Source organism: Pseudomonas sp. UBA5706 (assembly GCF_002419965.1).
Taxonomy (GTDB): Bacteria; Pseudomonadota; Gammaproteobacteria; order Pseudomonadales; family Pseudomonadaceae; genus Aquipseudomonas.
In genome coordinates this window covers 99,790-118,266 of record NZ_DIHC01000036.1, presented here as the reverse complement: position 1 = coordinate 118,266, position 18,477 = coordinate 99,790, and the positions used below count along the sequence as shown (strand labels likewise).

The window sequence follows — 18,477 nt, the reverse complement described above, 5'->3', positions numbered from 1 at the left end:
GATCGTCAGCAAGCTGGACGCCTACGGCCTGCGACCAGAATCAAAAGGCCATCCCGGCCTTGCGGCCAGAACCAAAAGCAGATGTGCGTGCGCCGCTGTCGGGCAGCGCACGACTGCCGGTTATCGTGTCGAAGTCGGACGCTTGACCCAGACTGGCGACAGGTTGCTGCCGCTGCCGGTGATGTACAGCACGGCCGCTTCACCGCGTTCCAGTGCCACGGGCTTGAGGTCGCTGACTTTCTTGTCACCGTCGAACAGCGCGAAGCTGACTTTCACCGGGTTGATTTCGCGCTCGCCAGTGCCTTTGGCGGAGACGGCCTTGACCACGTCGGTCTTGCCATCTGCGGTTTTCAGGGTCAGCGGCTTGTCGCTCAGGTTCTGCACGCGAACCAGGGATTTCTGCTTGTTCTTGAACGGCGGCTCTTCCACCAGCTGTGGCGCGCCGGAGGTGTTGTTGACGATGGTGTAGTAGTGATCGCTCGCCAGTTTCACCGGCAGCGTGTTGCTGCCGATCTTGGCGCTGTAGTCGCCTTGTGGCATGAAGCTGAAATCACTGCTGGCCAGCGGGCCGACTTCGTTGAGGCTGGTGTTGCCGACGCTGGCGCTGACTTCGGCGTTGCTGGCGTTGTAGACACGCACGAAGGTCGAGCCTTTCGGCGCAGTAGGGCCGTACAGGGCAGCGTCACCACCGGCGAAGGCCGAGAGGGAAACCAGGCCCAGGCTCGCGGCCAGGACGCAGGTTTTCAGAAGGCTGCGTTGGGTTTTACGGGCAGTCATAGGCGTTGGGTTCTGTAAGGTCATTTTGAGTAGTCCTCTCAGTTTTGCGCCCGGTCGGGCGACTCGGAGTGATTGGCGTTCACGGCCAGATTTTGTTGAGGGTCACGAGCCTTTTTGAGTTCGGCAATCCACTGTGGATCGAACTCGGTCAGGTCGTTGTGAGCGGGCAGGTAACGCTCCGGGAATTCCCAGATGAGCACCTGCGGCGGGCTGCTCTTGAAGGCATCGGTCTGCAGATACTTGAGCATCGGCAGAATCGGGCCGTGGCCGTCTTCGGCGTAATTTACGACATCGCTGTGCAGCGCCTGTTTCAGCGCGCCGGCGAAGTTCCAGTTAGGGTTGGCGCTGTAGCTGGTGCCGACCAGGCCGACCGCCACCGAGCTGTCCGCGAACAACGCGTCATCACTTTCACCATCGGCCTGGGCCGGGTTGGTGCTGCGTTGCTGCAGATCGTCCGGTTTTGGCAACAGGTTGCTAAACAGCGGATCGAGCGGCAGGAAGTTGGTCAGGTCGCCTTTGTACGGCGCGCTGGGTTTGGCTTCAGTGACGAACGTCTGTGGATCGCCGCTCAGCGGGGTCTTTTGCGAGATCGCCTCGCCCAACTGCTCGGCCACGACTTGGGCACCCATCGGCGTCCAGTGAGTGTCGGTGCGCAGGAACACCTGGCCGTTTACCTTGGCACTTTGCAGCGGCGCCAGCAGGTCAGGCGCAAAGATCCCGGCCTGACTGACCTGCGCGTGGAACTGCTGGTACAGGTCGGTGTGCAGTGCAGCCGGTTTGTTGTCGCCTACGTGCTCTGGGTACAGGCGGGTCTTGGCCGGAACGATCGCCAGCACCAGTTGCGTGCCCTGTTTCTTCAGGGTGTCGCGCACGCCCTGGATGATTGCCAGGTTGTCGGCTTCATTCTGCTCACCATTGGCCACTGCATCGAACTCTTCGTCGGTGTACAGCCACTGGTCCTTGCCAAGCACCACTCCTGGACGACCTTCGTGGAACACTTTGTAGTCCAGCGCAGCCCAGAGGTTGGTGCCCAGGCGCTTGATCGGGAATTGCTCGTCGTAACGCGTCTCCACTGCCTTGGTCCAGTGACCGTTGAGCACCGTGGTTTCTTTCGATGTCGAGAAACTGATGAAGCTGCGCAGCGACCACAGGCCCAGGACCAGCAGGATCGCCAGGAACAGGAAGATGTAGAGGAAACGTAATGAACGGGTCATGTCAGGCTCCTCAGAATTGGAAGTACAGGAACGGCGAGAAGCTGGCCGCCGAGAGTTTGAGAATCGAAGCCACGAACATCAGCAGGATCAGGGCACGCATGACGTAGCGCGACCAATCGGCGGTCCAGTAGGCAGGTTGCACCTGCGCTTCGGTGCCGACGATATAACCCGGTTGATGAATGCTGCCCGGTTTGTCGCCTGGCACGGCCTTGATCAGGCCTGGCTCGGCAGAGGCTGGACCGTCGGCCTGCACAGCCAGATCACTTTTAGGCTTGGCCGGCGCGCGGTTCTTGTAGAAATCACGCAGGCCGAAGAAGGCCAGGGTGATGTACGCCACGATCAGGGTCGCAACCTGCAAACCGGTGATGCTGGCGCGGTTGAGGTCCGAAAGCTGCCAGTCGCTGAAGCTGAACATCGCGCCGTACATGCGGGCGGCAACGTGCAGGTTTTCGGCACGGAAGATCACCCAGCCCATCACCACCAGCAGGAAGGTGAAGGCCCAGCGAACCACGTTGAAGGTGCGTGGTGTGGTGTTGATGCCCAGCGCTTTTTCGATCGCCAGCCACACACCGTGCCAGGCACCCCAGACGATGTAGGTAATATTGGCACCGTGCCACAGGCCACCCAGCAGCATGGTCAGGAACAGGTTGCGGTAGGTCGCAACCTTGCCGCGGCGATTGCCGCCCAAGGTGATGTACAGGTAATCGCGCAACCAGGTCGAAAGGCTGATGTGCCAGCGACGCCAGAATTCGGTGATCGACTGGCTGACGTATGGCTGCTTGAAGTTTTCCATGAAGCGGAAACCCATCATCAAGCCCAGGCCGATGGCCATGTCGCTGTAGCCCGAGAAGTCAAAGTACAGCTGCGCGGTGTAGGCCAGTGCGCCGAGCCAGGCGTCGCCCGTGGTGGGCGCTTGCAGGGCGAAGCAGTGGTCTGCCAGCACGGCCAGGGTGTCGGCAATGAACACCTTCTTGATGAAGCCCTGCATAAATCGAGTGATTCCCTCGGAGAACTTGTCCAGGGTGTGCGTGCGGTTGTTGAACTGATCGGCCAGGTCGCGAAACCGCAGTACCGGGCCGGCAATCAGGTGCGGGAAGATCGCCACGAATGCCGCGAAGTCGATCAGGTTGCGCGTCGCAGGCGTATCACCCCGGTAAACGTCGATGATGTAGCTGATGGACTCGAAGATGTAGAACGAGATCCCGATCGGCAACAGTACGTGGGTGAGGATAAACGGCTCAAGACCGAACGAGGTCATGATCGCGTTAATGCTGTCCACGCCGAAATTGGCGTATTTGAAATAACCCAGGATGCACAGGTCGAGCGCGACCCCCAGCAGCAACCAGCGCTGCGCGGGTTTGCTTCGAACCCCGGCTGCACCCACGCGCAGGCCGATCCAGTAGTTCCACAGCGTCACACCTGCAAACAGCGCCAGGAAGTCCACTCGCCACCATGCATAAAACACGTAGCTGGCCACCAGCAGCAGCAGGTTGCGATAGCGTTGCCCGCTCAAGTAGTACAAGCCGAGAAAAACCGGCAAGAACAGGAACAGGAACACGTTGGATGAGAAAACCATCCTTATCTCTCCGTTTGTCCAACATCGAGAGCCGAAGCCCCCCCAAACCCCCCCTGCAAATGGAGGGGTCAAACCTATCTGCGACGACCCGTGCGTGATCGTTTCCGCGCTCTGCGGGGGAATGCATCCCCTGACGCTCTGCGCCTACTGATGCTGACGCGCAGCGTCGTCAGATGCGTGCCGACGCAGGGCGTGGGCACGATCACGTCACCGAATCAGGACCCGCCTTTGTCGCCTTTCTCATGACTGGGGTCATACGTGCGGGTCATGTCGCCGCCCAACCGGAAGTTCTTGAACGGCTGCATCCTGTGCTTGTCATTGAGCACGTCTGGGCTGCAGTCGTAGAGCGAGCAGTAGGGTTCCAGCCAGGCGAATTTCATGTCGGTCTTAAGATCGGTCATGTCCTGCTTCTGGCCATCCCGGGCCTGGAATTCATTGCCTGAATCCTTGACCCCGGCCAGCACCCGATCACCCAGGCGCTTGAGCGCGCCGTTGTTTTCAGGACGCAGATCCACCCCGTTGGCCTGGGCGAAACTGGCGATCATCGCCAGCGGCGGCAGGGCGTAGTTGTGGTAGGCCAGAGCGCGCTGCCTGCGCTTGAGTTCGTTAGGCAAAAAGCCTTGCGAGTCGACCTGATTGGCCGCGACCTTGAATTCTTTTACCGACCAGTCGAACAGGTCCTTGCGGTTGGTAGCCACCGCTGTGGACATCACCGACCAGGCTGCCCAGTACGAGTGGTTGTTGGTCTTGTCCAGCGGCAGGTTGTTCCAGTCGCTGACGACCTGATCGGCGAGCTTGCTGAACCAGGCCTCGATCACCTGAGCATCCTGCTGACGAGTCGCAAGCGGATGCGATTCGGAGAACTTCAGGCGCAGGTAGGAGGAGGACATGCTGCCCAGCGCCCATTTGCGCATCGACTTGCCGGTATGGTTGAAGTCCTTGGACTCCAGCGCATCGGCCTTGGCCCAGGTGGTGAGCATGCCTAGCGCGCAGTCCAGCTGTTCGGGACGACCATCACGCATGTACTGCATCACCACTTTGCTGGTGTTGCGTTCCATGGTGGTGATGTCCTTGGTGGTGTCGCGGAAGGCTTGTTCCGAGGCCACGTTCAGCGTAGCGCGAGCCTTGTCCGAGCCCTCGTACTTACTGCGAAACTGCAGCGAGCCGGTGTAGGGCTGCGGCGTGGCATCGCAAGTGAACTTGTTTTCGCCGCTTTTGTATTTCTCGACGCTTTCGTAATAGCCCTTCGGCGGCACCAGTGTCGACCCTGTAGGGGTGTTGGCGCTGGAGCACGCAGACACGGACAACATGGCCAGTGACACAAGGGTGGGGAGCATCAGTTTTGGAGTGTGCATAGGAGCCTCATAACCCGGCTTGCGCGGCTTGATGCGCGACATTCGGGAACACGTTGCGTTTGCATACTTTCGCTTCGACCTGCTGTGGCGCAGCGCCCGCTTCCGGACCCTGCACTTCCAGTGCGAGCAATTGCTGGTCGGCCCAGTCTTTGTCATCGCGCAGTTCGAAGGAGAAGCGCCCGTCGGTTTCAGATGTTTCAGGTTTTTCGATCTTCAGGTCTTCGTGGCGGCCGTTCATGTACCACAGGCGCGCCTGAAGGGTTTTCACCGAGGTGTCGGCGAACTTGATGTCGATCTGATTACTACCGTTGCGCACATCCTTGATGCCGTTTTTGCCATTGACCAACAGCTCGTTGGTGCCTGGCTTGAGCGTGGTGCTGGTGGTCATCAGCGCCGGTTTGCCCTCGCAACCGTTGTCCAGCAGCGACATCATCTGGCGATAGATGGTCTCCTGATCCAGGCGGTACAGAGGCGAAAATTCCCAGATGAGAATTTTCGGAGGGTGTTTCTGGAAGTCATCGCTGCCCAGGTACTGCAGCATCGACCCTTCGAGACCGCCGCCAGGGAACGCAACGTTCAGCACGTCGGCACCGATGTATTGCTGCAGAAAGCCGGCGAAGTTGTAGTTCTTGCCGCTGTGACTGGTACCGACCAGGGTGATTTCCGGGTTACCGGCATCGCCAAAAAGGTCGCCATCAGCCGCCTCGCCTTTGGGTTCGGTCTCGAATTGATCCATGTACTGGATCGCGTAACTGGTGCCGCACAACTGACCTGCCATGTTATGCAGAGTGCCCTTCTTGCCCATGCGACCCGACAAGTGGGTCTCGAATTCGCGCTTGGGAATGCTCGCGTACTCCGGCATCTTCTTCACCGACTCGGCGACGATTTTTGCCGTGCGCTCGGCACCGTAAGGGGTCCAGTGCTGGTCGCCACGGAAGTAGAAATCGTGCGCCTGTTGCTCGTTGGTCAACGGCGACAGGTCGGGCACGGTGTAACCCATTTTCGCGAAGCGGCCCAGCATGGTCTGGTAGTTGCGCAAGGCGGTGTTGTAGTCGAACTTGTCGCGCTCGGCGGGGAACAGCTTGTTGCGATCGACCAGCCCGCGGGTTGGCTGATACACCACGACCAGCTCGACACCTTTGCTCTTGAAGGCGTCGTGCAGCTGTTGCATGCGGCGGTAGCCTTCAGGCGTGGTATCAAACTCGGTGCGCAAATCTTCCTTGGTGCGGAACAGCCAGTCGCCCTGAGCCTGCACCAGCGTGGTGAAGTTCTGCTGGTAGCGGGTGACGTAGTTTTTTTCGTCATGCGCTTCGGGGCACAGGCTGCAGCAAGGCTCGGCGGTAAAGCTCGGCGCCGCTGCATCGTCGGCACGCGCAGCATTGCTGGCGGCGAACAGTGCGAGGGTCAGGCCCGAGAGGCCGAGCAATTTTGTCAAATGTGCGTGCATAGAAATGGCTTCCTCAGTCCCGGAGTTGTTTCTGGCTTTCGACCGGGTCGATCAACACGGCTTTTTGTTGGCGCACCAGCAGATCGAGGATTTCATCCTGACGCTCGCCCAGTACGCCGTTGAAGCTGATGCCGGTGGTCTTGCTCGGTGCCAGCATCGACACCTTGTACAGCTCAACGCTTAGCGGCGAGTCGATGGACAGCGGGCCGGAACCGTTGGAGGTCAGTTCGCCACCGACCATGATCATCGACACCTCGGCGTCGAACGGATCAAGCTTGAAATCGCGGTCGGTATTGGAGAGGTCCTTGATGTGGCCATAGACGCCCATCAGGCCGTTACCAATGGCCAGGTTCTCGTACAGCTTGATGTTGGTGCTGTTGCGAACCCGGATGCCGTGGCGTTTGTTGGCGAACACGCGGTTGCCCCACAGCAGGTTGTCGGCGCTTTCATACAGCGTGATGCCGTCGGTGTGGTTGCGGTAGATCTCGTTGTAGGCCACCAGGTTGTTCACGCTGTTACGGTCAAGCACGATGCCGGAGAGGTGGTTCTCGTAGCTCTTGTTGTTGATGATGAAGCTGTCGTTCACCTCGCGGGAGATGATGATCCCGTGCTTTTTCCGCGTTCCGTACACCGTGTTCTCGGCGATGATCAGACCGTGTGAACGGTCGTGAGGGTCGATGCCATAGATGATGTTGTCGTGGTAAGTGTTGCTCTTGACCACGAAGTCGCGGGTTTCATAGCAGTAGAAGCCGTACCACATGTCCGAGAACTCGGAATTGACGATCCAGCCAGTCGGTTCCGGACGGTTCATCTGCGCCTTCATGTTCGGCGTGTATTGGGAAATACTGACCCCGTACGACTTGCTGTTGTTGTAGCCCAGGCTCGCTACCTTGGTGTTGAACATGTAGGTCTGGGTACCGCCCCAGGCCAGCAGGAACGGACGGAATTCCTTTGGCGCCTTGAAGGTGGACGCAGCGTTGGCTTTCTCGCTCCAGCCGGTCAGCCTGGTGTCGGCCATGAACAGCTGGTTGTCATTGACCAGAAACGCGCCGGCTTCCTGAGACAGGCGCAGCTCGACGGTTTTTTTGTCGACTTCGAAGATGCCTTTCTTGCCGATCACGATGGGCAGACGCGCCAGGTAAACGCCCGGTGAGGTCTCGCTCAGGTACTGTTTAGGCACCTTTTTCGCCAGGTCCTGAAGGGTCATGTAGCCGTCTTCGACAAAGATCGCCTGGGGGATACCGTGCTGTCGGGCCACCCATTCTTCCATCTTGTTATCGCCGCCGATGAACTCCTTCAGCGCGTCTTCCTGCATCATGCGACGGATCGAAACCTTGGCCGCCTTACTGCGTACGATCTTCTTCTGCATGGCCTGCTGGGTGTAGCCCGACAGGTTCGGCAGCTTGGGCTTGTCCATCTTCAACGGCGCGGCGTCCGGGCTGCTGACGGTGTAGGTTTTGGCCTGATGCAGGCCTTTGACCACTTCCTCGCTACCGGCCGGTTGCGCGGCGGTTGCGGCGGCGGGTGTATGCAAGGGCAGCGCGGTGTTGGCCACCGCCGCGGTGCTGGCCAGCAGCAGCGCGCTGCTGAGCACGGCGCTTTCCAGCAGCGCATGGGGCCAGGCACGAGGCCCGGTCAAGCGCCGCAAACTGTTTGCTTGGCTGTTCATGTCATTGCACTCCTATCGCGGCTTGCATCAGAAGCGCCAGATGACGTCGACGATGGCGCGGTGCATGTAGTCGTCGACACCGCTGTGGTACGCATCGCCTGGCTTGAACACGCCTGCGCGCAGACGAATCAGCGCCGACGGTTCGTCGAAGGACTGGCTCACCGAAGCGGGCAGCAGGCCTTGTTTGAAGTACTTGGTGAGCACCAGGTCCATTTCCTGACCCAGGTCCTTGCGGCCGTCTTCCAGCGGCAGGGAATCCAGACTGCTGACGCCATCGGCATCGACGTTTTGGCTGACTGGATTGAGCCCTGAACCGCCAATCCCTGAGTGACCGTCTACGCGCCGGAACTTGTGGTAGATCAGCGATGCATCGTAGTCATCCTGCATCTGCCAGGAGGTAAACAGCGAGCCGGATTCCACGTTGGCCATTTCGCCCTGGAAAGCCTCGCCAAAGCGGTGAATCCGCGAGCGGGTACCGGTCCAGTTCGAACGGTTGGTTTCTAACCCGTTCTGCTCGTAGTTCTTGCTGGCGCGGGAGTAGGCGCCGCCCACTTGCCACATCGGATCGAGACGGAAACGAAGACCCAGATCGGTGGCCCAGCCATTGACGCTTTCGTTGTTCCTGGTGCCCGCCACGTACTGATCGGCAGTCGCGTCATATGTCGTTCCCAGGCGGTCACGATTGCCGGTCAACCAGGTCAGGCTGCCCCAATAATTGACGGTGTTCAGGTTGCGAAAGTTGTAGGCGTCGCTGTTGGCCTGAATCCCCAGCCAGGTCAGGTCGCCACGGGAGGTCTTGTCCAGATCGTCGATGGCCTCGCCCTGGCGTTTGAGGCTGCCGCCGTCGTGGCTGTAGTGGGCACGCACGCCGGCCCACTGGCCCGGTGTCCACTGGTAAGCCACATCGCCGAACAGGTGCTGACGATCCTTGTCCTGGGCCGACAGTTGGGTGAGGTCGGTGCGGTATTCGCTGAACCGTTGTGCAGCGCCCACTTCTGCCTTGAGCAGCGTGGTATCGAACATCCAGTTCAGCGCTTCGATGTTGGTGTCGTGCCACTGACCGTCATCATTGCGCAAACGCTGACGGCCGAATTTGAGGATTTCACCGGGGTAGGGCGTGAAACCGCTGTAGCCGACCCAGAATTCACGCAGGGCCGCATAGCTGTCATCCACCTCACGGCTGCTGGAGGTGCTTTTACTGCGTTGCGAGGTCTGACCATTGGCATCGGTGACTTGCTGATCCAGCGGGTCGGTCTGGATGGTATCGGTAGCCGTCACCACCTGACCCATGGCATACGCGCTCCAGTTGCCCCATTGGCCGTACATCCATGGTCGCAAGTCCAGGCCGATGCCGTTGACCTTACCGCCACTGCGGGTGCCAAGGTCAGTGTCACCTTCGGTCTGGCCAGTGACTTTCACTTCGATGCCGAAATTCTGTGTATCGGTCAAGGCTGCCAATGTCGGCGTAGCCCAGATCAGGGTGAAGCCCAGGCCGAGCCCGGCCGCCATCAAAGGGTTCAACTTAAGCTTCATAGAGGTGCGTCCTCGCCGTCTTTTTCTTCTTGCAGGGTCTGCAAGGCCAGCGCGTTCTGCGCTGTGGTGCCACGGACCTGCTGTTCACGCTGGAGAAGACTTTGCGCCTGGGCACGCTTCTCAGGCGGCAATTGATCGTTGAGTTGCTGCATCAGGTCGGTTGCCTGTGGCGTGCCCTGGGCTTGCGCGAGCTGGCCGAACACCCAGGCATTGACCGGGTCGGGCTTGATGCCCTTGCCTTGCGAGAACAGCTGCGCCAGGGCGAAGTCGGCGCTGTTCTGCCCGCCGCGGGCGGAGGTCAGCAACTCGTCGACGGCTTTCTGCGGGGCCGGGTGGCCCAGATAACCACGGCGGTACAGCTGACCCAGGTAGTAGTGCGCGGAGATCTGCGTCGGCGCGGCCTTGGTCAGATGCTCCTCGGCTTTTTTCGCGTCGGGCAGCACCAGTTTGCCCTCGTAATACAGCTTGCCCAGTAGCAGTTCGGCACGTGGTTGATCCGCGGCGCGACCGTTGTCCAGGTATTCCATCATCTTGTTGACGTCGCCCAGCTCCGGATAGTCGTACAGCAGTTGCGCCAGACTCACCCAGGAAGCGGGATAGCCAGGGGCGACCTTTTCCAGCAGTTGCTGAGCGGTATTTTCGTCGGGCTTGCCCAGGGTAGCGTCCGCCAACACGCGGGCGACGCTGTCGACCCGCATGGCCGGGACGCTGCCACTGGAATAACCTTTTTGCATCTGTTCCAGCAGCGCAGCCTGTTTGTCGGCTTCTGCACGCTTCTGATAAACCGTGGCCAACTCCGTGTAGCAAACATCACTGGTGCGCAGGGCCTGTTTGCAGATGCTTTCGACGTCCGCCAGATGCTGATCGTAGGTACCCTGCGTGCGGTACAGCAGCACCTGAGCCAAACCGGCTTCCGGGTAACCTTGCGCACGCCAGTCGCTGATCTGCTGCTGCGCATTCACGTTCGAGAACGTGTGCGGGTATTGCAGATAGAGCAACGCCAGCGGAATCAGGGTGCCGGTTTCGCCATTGGCAAAGGCTTTCTTCAGCAGGCCCTCGGCTTCGCGCTGCTCGGCTTCGGTGGAGTTGGGCTTGACGGCCAGCAGCTTGCCCAAACGCGATTGCGCTCTGGGCGAGGTCTGGGCTGCGGCGCGGTAAGTCGCTTCGGCCTGCTTGATCAGTTCCGGATCACGGGTGCCGACCTGGATGTCCGCAAGACCGACCTGTGCATCGCTATAACCCAGGTCCGCCAGTTGCCGATAGTTCTGCTCCGCCAGCGCAGTGTCTCCGCGCTGCAGGGCCTCATTGGCCAGGCGTTGATCGGGCAGGCCGGCGCAGCCGCCCAGACCGAGTGCGATCGCCAGGCTCAACAACGTAGGGGCTGACAAGCTTCGTAGTGGGCTAGCCATGCTTAGAGACCTGCGGCCGTGGCTTTATCGATCAGCCAGTTCAGCGATGGACCGCGATTACTGACCACTTCGACCGGCAGACCGGCCAGGGTGCTGCTCAGGCTTTCGTCAGGCTGGATCTGTACACGAATGTCAGACGACAGGTCGGCAGGGCTCAGGGCCGTGGCGCTGACGATCTTGCCGCTGTGTGTGGTGTTCTCACCGGCCACCTGGAAGTTCACACGGGCGCCTGGCTGTACGTCCGAGAACTGGCGATAGGTGAAGCGGGCCTCGACGTTGGCGGCCACGTTGCGCGGGATCATTTGGAAGATCACCTGGCCTTTGCTGGCATATTGACCGTCGGCGACCAGTTGCTTGCCGATGACGCAATCGCAGGGGCTGGTCATGGTCCCGGCCAGTTGGCGACCGAACAGTTCTTCGATCTTCGCCGGCTGCATCTCGTCCGGGTCCAGATTGCCTTTGAGCATGTCCAGCATGCTGGTGTTGAACGTGGCCAGCGGTGCGCCTTTGGCGACCCGGCCATTAGGGCCGACGAGACTGGTCAGGGTGCCTTCGCGCGGCATGGTCACGTCCATGCTCGGCACGCTGACCAGACCGGAAGTGGAGTGGCTGACGAAGTACATGCCGTAGACCGATTTGGCCACGAATCCGAACGCCACCAGGCCGACGACGAAGATACCGGCGCTTAAGGCGACTGCGCGCAGACGACCGAACGCGCTCAGTCCGCTGCCGCTGTCCTTGACCTTGCGCGCCTTGGTGAAGTTGTCGCGCTGCAGGGTGGCGAGCACTTCGCCCATGCTGACGATGTCGCCGGACAGGTGCGAAGTGATCAGGTGACGCAGAGTGGCGATGTCCTGGTTTTCCAGATGCTGGAACTGGCAGCCGATGCGGCCGCTGGCCGAATCTACGCTGCGAACCTGCAAGTCGACGTCCATCGCCAGGCCAAGATTGTCGATCAGGAACTGCAGGCGGCCTCTGACGATTTCGCCCACTGCGGGACGCAGGTTGCTGGGGGCAACATAGCTCAGACCACCAGCGGAAAGGTCTTCGACGCGCACCAGCGGAGCATTGGGCTGACCATTGAGCAGGCGCAGCTTGGCTGGGATCTTGATCCTGGCATGCTGGCGCTGCGCTTCGGATTCATGGACGACGTTTGCATTCACGGCTGTATTCATGGCGGTAATTCCTGATTAATCGAGTTGATCCATTAGTGCGGTCAGACCATTGTCAGCAGCACGGCAATGAAGATGCTGCCAGCCGAGAAAGTCATGGTTCGAGACGACCAGGTGTTGAACCAACCCTGGAAGCTGGCCATGTCGCGGCTCAGTTTGGTGTCCTGGCGTGTCCAGGACTGGCGGTCGAGGCGGAAGAAGACGTAGATCTTCATCAGTGCGCCGACGATCTGGTTGTAATAAAGAATCACGGGGTAGGCCGGGCCGATGGAATGCCCCGAGCAGGACAGCAGCACTGTCAGGATCAGGCGCGTGATACCGATCCACAGCAGGTAAGCCAACAGCACACCCAGGCCGAATTTGAAACTGGCAAGTACGGCCACGGTCAGGCCCAGGATCGAGGTCCACATCGAGACACGCTGGTCGAACAACACGATGCTGGTGAACACGCCCAGGCGGCGAACACCCAGGCCCAGTGCGCGAGAGTTCTGACGCAGGTTGTTGCCGTACCAGCGATACATCAGCTTGCGGCTGGCCTTGAGGAAGCTCTTCTCCGGCGGGTGCTCGACGGTGTTGATCGCCGCGTCCGGCACGTAGAACGTGTCGTAACCCAGGCGCATCAGGCTGAACCAGCTGGACTTGTCATCACCGGTCAGGAATTTGAAGCGACCCAGGCGCCAGTGTTGCAGCGAATCGCTTTCGACGTCGGCGATGAAATCGGGGTCGGTGACCACGGTGGCACGAAACACCGACATGCGCCCGGTCATAGTCAGGACGCGCTTGGACAATGCCATCGAGCACATGTTGATGTGGCGTTGAGCGAAGCGAAGCTTGTGCCACTCACTCATGATGTAGCCGCCACGCACTTCACAGAATTCGTTGGTGGTCAGGCCACCGACATTGCCGAACAACTGGAACCACGGCACGGTTTTCTTTACCACGCCTTCGGCCAGAACGGTGTCGCCGTCGATCACGGCAACCACTGCGCGGTCGTCAGGCATGTGGCGAGAAATGGCGCGGAAACCGAAGGCCAGGCCGTCACGCTTGCCCGTGCCGGCAATGCGTACGAAGTCCAGGGTCACGTGTGCAGGCGGGTTGTGTTTGGCCCACAGTGCCTTGACCAGCAGTTCGTCGGACATCTCGACCAGCGAGCAGACCACGGTGGTCGGATAGCCACACGCGATCGCCTCCTGAATGACCGAGCTGTACACCTGTGCAGTGGTCAGCGCATCGATCCGAAAACTGGTGACCATCAGGAATACATGGGATGGATCGGCCGCCTTGCCCAGCTTGCGTACTTTGCGGCGCAAGTGCGGATAAACGATGTAGAGAAAGATCATGCCCCGCACAAAGTGCGTTGCGCCCATCGAGTAGCGCCAGATACCGACGATACCAACCAGGAAAATAAAGTCCTTGGACTGCGAGTCGAACAGGGTTGCCGGCAGCGCCATTGCGATGGCAGCCAGCAAACTTAAATAAAACAGCCAACCGGCGGCCTGAAGAAAGCCGTGTCTGAGCCTGTGCATAGTCGGATCCCTAAAATCAGTTGCAAGCCGCGAGCTTCAGGCCTCAAGTCCACGCGCGAAACGCGTTGGACCCGAGGCCTGGGGCTGGCTTTGAACTTGTCGCTTGAAGCTGGCAGCTTGCCGCTGCTTTACCAGCAGATGCCTTCGGTCTGACCACCTTCGATGGTGGTGCCGGTCATGAAGCCGACGAGGTCGATGACCTTCTTGCCGGCCGGGGCATTGTTGGCCAGGGCGCGGAAACGCTCGTCACGGTTGCCCAGGATGATCACGTCGGAGTTGTCGATCACAGCGTCGAAGTCCGAGTTGAGCAGGGACGAGACGTGCGGGATCTTGGACTCGATGTAGTCTTTGTTGGCGCCGTGAACGCGGGCATATTCGACGTTGCTGTCGTAGATGCTTAGGTCGAAACCTTTACCGATCAACATTTCGGCCAGTTCGACCAGCGGGCTTTCGCGCAGGTCGTCGGTGCCGGCCTTGAAGCTAAGACCCAGCAGTGCGACTTTGCGAGTGTGGCTCGCTGCGACGATGTCGAAAGCGTTCTGCACTTGGGACACGTTGCTGCGCATCAGCGAGTTGAGCAGTGGTGCTTCAACGTCCAGGGAGCTTGCGCGGTAGGTGAGGGCGCGCACGTCTTTCGGCAGGCAGGAGCCACCGAACGCAAAGCCTGGGCGCATGTAGTACTGCGACAGGTTCAGGGACTTGTCCTGGCAGACCACGTCCATCACTTCACGGCCGTCGACGCCGACTGCCTTGGCGATGTTGCCGATTTCGTTGGCAAAGGTGACCTTGGTTGCGTGCCAGACGTTGCAGGTGTACTTGATCATCTCGGCAACGGCGATGTCCTTGCGGATAATCGGTGCGTCGAGTTCTTCGTACAGCGATTGCAGGACGTCGCCGGACGCCTTGTCGAACTCGCCGATAACGGTCATTGGGGGATGGTCGTAGTCTTTGATCGCGGTGCTTTCACGCAGGAACTCAGGGTTCACTGCAACGCCGAAATCGATGCCGGCTTTCTTGCCCGAGCAGTCTTCCAGAATCGGGATGACCACGTTGGCGACAGTGCCTGGCAGGACGGTGCTGCGCACGACGATGGTGTGACGAGACGTTTTGTCACGCAGCACGAAACCGATTTCGCGGCACACGGATTCGATGAAGTCCAGCTCCAGATCACCGTTTTTCTTGCTGGGCGTGCCGACGCAGATCATCGACAGGTCGGTGGCGCGAATCGCCTCGGCGAAGTCGGTAGTGCCGCGCAACTTGCCAGTCTTGATACCTTTGTCCAGAAGCTCGCCCAGACCCGGTTCAACGATTGGCGACTTGCCCTGATTGATCAGATCGATCTTGGCGCTGGAAATATCCACGCCGACCACATCATGACCACGCGCCGAGAGGCAACCAGCACATACTGCACCGACATAGCCCAAACCAAAGATGCTGATATGCATCGTAATCTCCTCGATGTTTACGCCATTAGTTGGCTGGATATTAAGTACTGTCTTACACGTTTCGCGCACTCGTCCGCACGGCAAGTTAATGTCGTGACACAAGCACAGGCAGAATTTAATTTGAGCGGCCTAATCAATCAGACGGGCTCGAATGTTACAGATTTAAAAACGTCGGGTAGCCCATATATAGACGTATGAGTTCCCGATCTGGGAATGGCATAACACTCCACCGGATGGTTAAAAGTCACCGCTGCGCGTCTGGCTCAGGGCGTTCCGCCGTGATTCAGCATTGCCCTGCCCGGCAGTAACATCGAGCACCCGATTGGTGCTTGCTCTAACTACTTCAACCAGTTTGGTGCGTTATCTCCTGGCACGTACCACTTAGACGTGTGAGGTCTAACCATGTTGTTGAGTAACTTCCAGATCTATTCTTATGCCTTGTAAGACATGTCGCACAAGGTGGACGAGAATTGTTACGGGATGTAGGAGCATGAGGTTTCCCCATAAGTTCCTGGCCGCTCGTCCTGTTTTCGCAATTTTCCGAGATAGATCCGCGCTTTTGGTGTGGTTGCACTATGATGGCACTTTCCCGCCGGCCCTTTATATTAAGGGCCCTGGGCCTAGTAGGCGTTAGTTCGCCACTAGTGCGCAGCAGGTCGTACCACAACAAAAAAATATTGTTAAATTTTTGAGAAAAATCTTTGAAATTGAAAGTGCGTCCGGTTATTGGCGCCAAGGGTTTGGCTTTGGTGCCGTTCGTCTGAGAAATAGGCGAATGGGGAACTTGAAAAGGTGCAAAAGCGCGGGCGGGTGACTGGATGGTTTTGGTGCGGTTAAGGCTCTAACTTCACACTAGAGTGGGTTGGCGTTAGAGGTGTAGGCGCTGGCGGTGCAGTAAACATCTGATATATGAACGGGCGTCCCTCGCTGTAGCAGGTTTAGGCGGGCGCGCGGAGGATCCTGCCAAAGGCGAGCCAGACTGCTACAGGAGCGGGGTGGTTCACATTCCCGACGCCTTCTTCTGCGACGTCGGCGGCGTAACTGCGTCCTCAGTTCTACGCGTGCGCTTCATCACGCAAGAAAACCAGCTTGTCGGCAGTCGAAAGGTGCTTGTCGAAGCGGTATCCCTGCACGTCGAACTGTTTTAAATGCTCAGGCCTGTCGATGCGCTCGGAAATGACGAACCGGGTCATCATCCCGCGCGCTTTTTTGGCGTAGAAACTGATGATTTTATATTGGCCGTTTTTCTGATCGCGAAATTCGGTATCAATGACGCGGGCGTTGAGCGCAGGCCGTTTGACGGCCGAGAAATATTCGTTGGAGGCCAGGTTGAGCAGGACGTCGTCGCCTTGTTCGTCCAGCGCTTCGTTGAGCCATTCGCTGATGCGGTTACCCCAGAATGCGTACAGATCCTTGCCGCGGGCGTTGGCCAGTTTGGTGCCCATTTCCAGGCGGTAAGGCTGCATCAGGTCCAGCGGCCGCAGCAGGCCATAGAGGCCCGAGAGCATGCGCAGGTGTTGTTGGGCGTACTCCAGGTCGCTGTCGTCGAGGGTTTCAGCGTCCAGCCCGGTGTACACGTCGCCTTTGAACGCGAGAATTGCTTGCTTGGCATTTTTCACGGTAAAGGCTGGAGTCCAGCTGCCGAAGCGGGCGGCGTTCAGGCCGGAAAGTTTATCCGACAGGTGCATTAACTCGCCAATCTGCGCCGGGCTCAATTCGCGCAATTGAGTGATCAGCTCCTGCGAATGATCCAGATAGGGCGGCTGGGTAAAGCGCTCGGTGGTCGGCGGGGTTTCGAAATCGAGGGTTTTGGCTGGGGATATCACCATCAGCATGCAGTAGTCTCCTTTGATCGTGGTGGCGATTCTAGGGGTTGCGTGCGCAGGACTCCAGCTATGGTGGCGATAGGCATTGCTCTGGATTTCCGTACTCCCTTGTCACCGCCCGACTCGCTGAGCGAGTCATCAGCTCAGGCGCCGCCCTTGGCAAGTCGGATCGAACAGGGTAACCGGGCTGTGGGTCGATCTGCGTCGATGGCCATTTGGCCCGGACAAATCCGCTATAGTGCCTCGCCGGCTTCGGCCTCTTTATTAAAGGATTGGGAGCACATCGTTTTGCGCATGTTGTTATTGATCGGTGCCTGCCTGCTGGGTCTCAACGCTCAGGCAGCGACCGGAGATATTGCGACGATCGATCGCAGTGTTTGGCCGGAGGTCCTGGAGACCCCTCAATTGTTCGATGTGGCCTCCCGAGCCCAGATTCTGAGTTTCGCCCATCAGTTGCTGGAGAGTGAGAACCTCAGCGATGTGCAACTGGCCGACAGGCTGGGCTTGCGCCAACTGAATATGGCGACCCTGAATCTTACCCGTACCCGCTTATGGACGCGTCTGTTCGAGAACTGGAAGGCGGCCGAGCGATCCTGTGAAGCCGATGCGTCTTTCTGTGTGCTGGTTGACGATGTGCCCATGCTGCGCCAGCGCGCGGCGGAGTACAAAGTTGCCGACGACTCCTTCTATGCGCGCTGGGCGGCCCCGTCTGACGCCTTCAGTCAACGTTATCTGAACGAATTGCTGCGCATGGCGGCGTTGTTCCCGCAGACCAGCAGTGAGGTCGAGCGCTTCAACTCGGACGAGCTGAGCGGGGATGAGATGCCGGATCGCACCTTCCTGCTGAATTTCGAAAGCGGGCCGACGGTCGCCGACGGCGCAACCGACTGGCTGGCCGACTTCATGCGCCAACAGAAAATCAATGCCACGTTCTTTGTCTTGGGCAAAAACCTGCAAAGTCGCATCGACAGCAGCTCACCCCAAGCTTTGCAGACGCTCTACCGCCAGCAATGTGTCGGCATTCAGGGATGGGAATATCGCTCCCATGCGCACTGGAACGACTGGCAGGATTCCATCGAGCGTACCGCAGCGCTGACTCAGCAAATGCTGCCGGACAATTTCGTTCCGCTGTTCCGGCCGCCTTATGGCCATCGTCGGGCCGACAGCGCGCAGTTCTTCCGCGATCAACAGTTGCGTGTTTCGCTCTGGAACATCGACTCCCAGGACGGAACGGGTCGCATCAGCGCCGAGCAGACTGCGCACCGAGTATTGACGCTGATGCTGCTGTGGCGTCGCGGCAACATCGTGTTCCACGACACCACTGACAGGGCGCAGCAAGCTGTGCCGTGGCTGATGGCCAATACCGCGCAAAGCGGCATTTCCTGGGAAGACTGCCATGTTTATCCGCGGCAACTGTCGAACGAAACCGATCAGGATGCCCCTGGAGATGAAGACGGCGACGAGCCCGTAGATGACCCAGCAGCCGAGCAGGCGCCAGAGTCCGTGGACCAGGCTCAAATGCCCGGAA

The 18,477-nt window shown here is 59.2% G+C and carries 12 protein-coding genes and 1 pseudogene; 1 reads left to right on the top strand and 12 read right to left on the bottom strand.

The window, feature by feature from the left end:
* Positions 1-120: 120 nt before the first annotated feature.
* From B3I26_RS17515 to yaaA, 12 genes are all read right to left on the bottom strand, one after another.
* A complete protein-coding gene (locus B3I26_RS17515; RefSeq protein WP_296259506.1) occupies positions 121-777 on the bottom strand; it encodes an alginate O-acetyltransferase AlgF in 657 nt (218 codons plus the stop codon).
* A gap of 38 nt (positions 778-815) precedes the next feature.
* Entirely contained in the window at positions 816-1,991 is a 1,176-nt protein-coding gene (locus tag B3I26_RS17510; RefSeq protein WP_296259442.1) for an alginate O-acetyltransferase, read from the bottom strand.
* A 10-nt stretch (positions 1,992-2,001) separates the two neighbouring features.
* A complete protein-coding gene (locus B3I26_RS17505; protein WP_296259441.1) occupies positions 2,002-3,567 on the bottom strand; it encodes an MBOAT family O-acyltransferase in 1,566 nt (521 codons plus the stop codon).
* Between the two features lie 215 nt (positions 3,568-3,782).
* On the bottom strand, positions 3,783-4,922 hold the full coding sequence (locus B3I26_RS17500) for a mannuronate-specific alginate lyase (RefSeq protein ID WP_296259439.1): 1,140 nt from the start codon (positions 4,920-4,922) through the stop codon (positions 3,783-3,785).
* A gap of 7 nt (positions 4,923-4,929) precedes the next feature.
* The gene (locus tag B3I26_RS17495; RefSeq protein WP_296259437.1) at positions 4,930-6,369 is read right to left on the bottom strand and encodes an alginate O-acetyltransferase; all 1,440 of its coding nucleotides are present in this window, start codon (positions 6,367-6,369) and stop codon (positions 4,930-4,932) included.
* A 13-nt stretch (positions 6,370-6,382) separates the two neighbouring features.
* Positions 6,383-8,038, bottom strand: coding sequence for a mannuronan 5-epimerase AlgG (gene algG / locus B3I26_RS17490; RefSeq protein WP_296259435.1), 1,656 nt, complete (start codon positions 8,036-8,038; stop codon positions 6,383-6,385).
* A 27-nt stretch (positions 8,039-8,065) separates the two neighbouring features.
* Complete coding sequence (locus B3I26_RS17485) at positions 8,066-9,571, bottom strand: alginate export family protein (protein WP_296259434.1); 1,506 nt, start codon at positions 9,569-9,571, stop codon at positions 8,066-8,068.
* Positions 9,568-10,980 carry an alginate biosynthesis TPR repeat lipoprotein AlgK gene (gene algK / locus B3I26_RS17480; RefSeq protein WP_296259432.1) on the bottom strand — a complete coding sequence of 471 codons (1,413 nt, stop codon included), beginning with the start codon at positions 10,978-10,980 and terminating at the stop codon, positions 9,568-9,570. Before algK ends, B3I26_RS17485 begins: the two co-directional genes overlap by 4 nt.
* Before the next feature lie 2 nt (positions 10,981-10,982).
* A complete protein-coding gene (locus B3I26_RS17475; protein ID WP_296259431.1) occupies positions 10,983-12,155 on the bottom strand; it encodes a PilZ domain-containing protein in 1,173 nt (390 codons plus the stop codon).
* A gap of 41 nt (positions 12,156-12,196) precedes the next feature.
* Positions 12,197-13,678: a mannuronan synthase gene (alg8, locus tag B3I26_RS17470; protein ID WP_296259429.1), complete on the bottom strand. Its 1,482-nt coding sequence runs from the start codon at positions 13,676-13,678 to the stop codon at positions 12,197-12,199.
* Between the two features lie 128 nt (positions 13,679-13,806).
* Positions 13,807-15,123 carry a nucleotide sugar dehydrogenase gene (locus B3I26_RS17465; protein ID WP_296259427.1) on the bottom strand — a complete coding sequence of 439 codons (1,317 nt, stop codon included), beginning with the start codon at positions 15,121-15,123 and terminating at the stop codon, positions 13,807-13,809.
* A 1,055-nt stretch (positions 15,124-16,178) separates the two neighbouring features.
* The gene (yaaA, locus tag B3I26_RS17460) at positions 16,179-16,958 is read right to left on the bottom strand and encodes a peroxide stress protein YaaA (protein WP_296259425.1); all 780 of its coding nucleotides are present in this window, start codon (positions 16,956-16,958) and stop codon (positions 16,179-16,181) included.
* Positions 16,959-17,243: 285 nt separating this feature from the next.
* On the opposite strand from yaaA, the pseudogene B3I26_RS17455 reads away from it, so the two are divergent.
* Positions 17,244-18,344, top strand: a pseudogene (locus B3I26_RS17455) (polysaccharide deacetylase family protein); the annotation flags it as partial.
* Positions 18,345-18,477: the final 133 nt, after the last annotated feature.

Bases quoted from the DNA above. Each gene is read 5' to 3' on its own strand.
- B3I26_RS17515 (WP_296259506.1), bottom strand. From the start codon at position 777: ATGACTGCCCGTAAAACCCAACGCAGCCTTCTGAAAACCTGCGTCCTG.
- B3I26_RS17510 (WP_296259442.1), bottom strand. From the start codon at position 1,991: ATGACCCGTTCATTACGTTTCCTCTACATCTTCCTGTTCCTGGCGATC.
- B3I26_RS17505 (WP_296259441.1), bottom strand. From the start codon at position 3,567: ATGGTTTTCTCATCCAACGTGTTCCTGTTCCTGTTCTTGCCGGTTTTT.
- B3I26_RS17500 (WP_296259439.1), bottom strand. From the start codon at position 4,922: ATGCACACTCCAAAACTGATGCTCCCCACCCTTGTGTCACTGGCCATG.
- B3I26_RS17495 (WP_296259437.1), bottom strand. From the start codon at position 6,369: ATGCACGCACATTTGACAAAATTGCTCGGCCTCTCGGGCCTGACCCTC.
- algG (WP_296259435.1), bottom strand. From the start codon at position 8,038: ATGAACAGCCAAGCAAACAGTTTGCGGCGCTTGACCGGGCCTCGTGCC.
- B3I26_RS17485 (WP_296259434.1), bottom strand. From the start codon at position 9,571: ATGAAGCTTAAGTTGAACCCTTTGATGGCGGCCGGGCTCGGCCTGGGC.
- algK (WP_296259432.1), bottom strand. From the start codon at position 10,980: ATGGCTAGCCCACTACGAAGCTTGTCAGCCCCTACGTTGTTGAGCCTG.
- B3I26_RS17475 (WP_296259431.1), bottom strand. From the start codon at position 12,155: ATGAATACAGCCGTGAATGCAAACGTCGTCCATGAATCCGAAGCGCAG.
- alg8 (WP_296259429.1), bottom strand. From the start codon at position 13,678: ATGCACAGGCTCAGACACGGCTTTCTTCAGGCCGCCGGTTGGCTGTTT.
- B3I26_RS17465 (WP_296259427.1), bottom strand. From the start codon at position 15,123: ATGCATATCAGCATCTTTGGTTTGGGCTATGTCGGTGCAGTATGTGCT.
- yaaA (WP_296259425.1), bottom strand. From the start codon at position 16,958: ATGCTGATGGTGATATCCCCAGCCAAAACCCTCGATTTCGAAACCCCG.